Origin of the sequence: Shinella sp. SUS2 (assembly GCF_001262505.1) — a bacterium.
Classification (GTDB): domain Bacteria; phylum Pseudomonadota; class Alphaproteobacteria; order Rhizobiales; family Rhizobiaceae; genus Shinella.
Map to the genome: position 1 here is coordinate 1 of NZ_KQ410818.1, position 1949 is coordinate 1949.

5 protein-coding genes are annotated in these 1949 nt (G+C 55.4%); 4 read left to right on the plus strand and 1 reads right to left on the minus strand.

Annotation, left to right across the window (positions count from 1 at the left end; all coding sequences use genetic code 11):
• Window positions 1-24 precede the first annotated feature (24 nt).
• A complete protein-coding gene (locus AKG11_RS35645) occupies window positions 25-282 on the minus strand; it encodes a hypothetical protein (RefSeq protein WP_082343017.1) in 258 nt (85 codons plus the stop codon).
• A gap of 305 nt (window positions 283-587) precedes the next feature.
• Here AKG11_RS35645 and AKG11_RS33425 point away from each other — a divergent pair, with 305 nt between their 5' ends.
• From AKG11_RS33425 to AKG11_RS33440, 4 genes are all read left to right on the plus strand, one after another.
• Window positions 588-797 (plus strand): cold-shock protein, encoded by a 210-nt coding sequence (locus tag AKG11_RS33425; protein WP_023517599.1) that lies wholly within the window; start codon window positions 588-590, stop codon window positions 795-797.
• A gap of 125 nt (window positions 798-922) precedes the next feature.
• Window positions 923-1210, plus strand: a complete 288-nt coding sequence (locus tag AKG11_RS33430) for a hypothetical protein (RefSeq protein WP_037406336.1) — start codon at window positions 923-925, stop codon at window positions 1208-1210.
• Between the two features lie 44 nt (window positions 1211-1254).
• On the plus strand, window positions 1255-1497 hold the full coding sequence (rpsU, locus tag AKG11_RS33435; protein ID WP_024270347.1) for a 30S ribosomal protein S21: 243 nt from the start codon (window positions 1255-1257) through the stop codon (window positions 1495-1497).
• A 34-nt stretch (window positions 1498-1531) separates the two neighbouring features.
• The gene (locus AKG11_RS33440) at window positions 1532-1768 is read left to right on the plus strand and encodes a hypothetical protein (protein WP_024270346.1); all 237 of its coding nucleotides are present in this window, start codon (window positions 1532-1534) and stop codon (window positions 1766-1768) included.
• Window positions 1769-1949 lie beyond the last annotated feature (181 nt).

Below are 1949 nucleotides of genomic sequence, written 5' to 3' on the forward strand. Positions count from 1 at the left end.
TTCCGCTCCTGTCGATGAAGGAGCTTATCTCGCGGCCTCAATCACAAAAGGAAAGGTGGGATGTTCGTCGCGCTCACACTCAATCCATTTTCCTCGCTCTTCGATTGTGTCGAAGAGCCGCAAGAGTTTGTAACCCCCATCCCTTGTTTCCAGCATCTCGCCAAGAGACGCAAGTTCCAAGGGCAACGTCACCTCATTGCCGTCGAATCGTACAAAGTAAATGCTCTCGGCCGAGAGCTGCACGACTGGCGCGGTTCGATGCGTCGGACGAATACCTTGCACACCGCCCTGGCACGGATTGCCCCCTGCTTCGGCAAATAACGGCGAAATCCAAAGGCTCCTCGAAAAAAAATAACCCGCGCTACCGCTTTGAAAATGAGGGAGTTTAGCAAAAAGAAAATGCTGCCTCGGGGTATTGGCAAAAATAAAAACTTGCTTGTGCTGCGGAAAAACCTATCTTCAGCCCATCGAACTTTGCTTGTGACCTTTTGTCTATCGCCCCAGTGGCCCGGTCAGATCTCCTCTCATCGTCGATCTACATGGTTCGTCAATCCGACGACATCAACAACGATTGAAAGGAAATCGTTATGAACACAGGCACTGTAAAGTGGTTCAACAGCACCAAGGGCTTTGGCTTTATCGCACCCGACAACGGTGCAACAGACGTTTTCGTGCACATTTCCGCCATCGAACGCGCGGGCCTCAACTCTCTCGTTGAGGGCCAAAAGGTAAGCTACGATGTCGTGCAGGACCGAAAGTCTGGCAAGAGCTCGGCTGACAATCTGCGCGCAGCATAAGGAATTGTCGTCTCTCTGACGCTGACCACGGATGTACTGGCAGCGCCGATGACGAACGACAGGAAGAGGTCGGGGTGATGCCCGGCCTTTTTGTTTTCAACCACACGCTACGCGAGGACCTGGTCATGAGCCAGACAGTTTATGCCGTTGGCGACATGGTGAAGCTCAAGCCTGATCTATTCCGCCGCGCGGAAGGCAACCGACCCTGCCGAATTGTAGGTGTCCGGCCGTCAGACCGCGGGGAGATCCAGTACCGAGTCCGCCTTGGCGACGAGAAGTTTGAACGCCGCATCCTTGCGAGCGATATCGAGGAACAGGAAAGCGCAACAGCGCGGCCGGCGCCTGCTCCGCGAGGTTCTGAAAGCAACAAAGAGCCTTGGTTCAAAGCTTCGAGCATCCGGATCAGGAAGTAATCAGATCATAACAGCGGCATCGACCGCTATCGGAAGGAAATATCTTGCAGGTTCTCGTACGGGACAACAATGTCGATCAGGCCCTTCGCGTTCTGAAAAAGAAGATGCAGCGGGAAGGCCTTTTCCGCGAAATGAAGGCACGGAGCGCCTTTGAAAAGCCTTCGGAAAAGCGAGTGCGCGAGAAGGCGGAAGCCGTGCGGCGTGCCCGCAAGCTGGCACGCAAGAAAGCGCAACGTGAAGGATTGATTCCCGCGCCAAAGAAGAAGACGGCCATTGGCCGGCCCTAACGGACGCTCGGAATTACCCCGAAGGAGGTGACGAATGATGGCTACAAAACAGCAATTCTTCAAACCCACGAAGGCAAGCGCGGAGCAGAAGTCGGAAGCGACCACTTTCGTTGCGAGAGGAATTATCGAGCAGGAAGCAAAGGCACGCGAAATCAAAACCGAAAAGCTCCGTGCGCTTCGTTTAGCGCAAGAGGCTGTTGCCACGCCTGCACTGACGCCACAACGTAAGCGACAGGAAAAGCAAGTCCGGCGGAGAGCGGTTGGTAGATAACCGATCATCCGGTGACGAGCTCAGCACCTCTCCTGCTGCGAACGTCATGGAACGAAAAGTGGGCGCCACTCACTCCTCGGGAGCAACCGGCACCAGGCGCCTAGCCGCCTTAATGCATGGCGCGGGCCGTTTTGGCGACGAGATGCGAGGCTTTTGCTGGCTGCGCGACACCGCAGGCAAG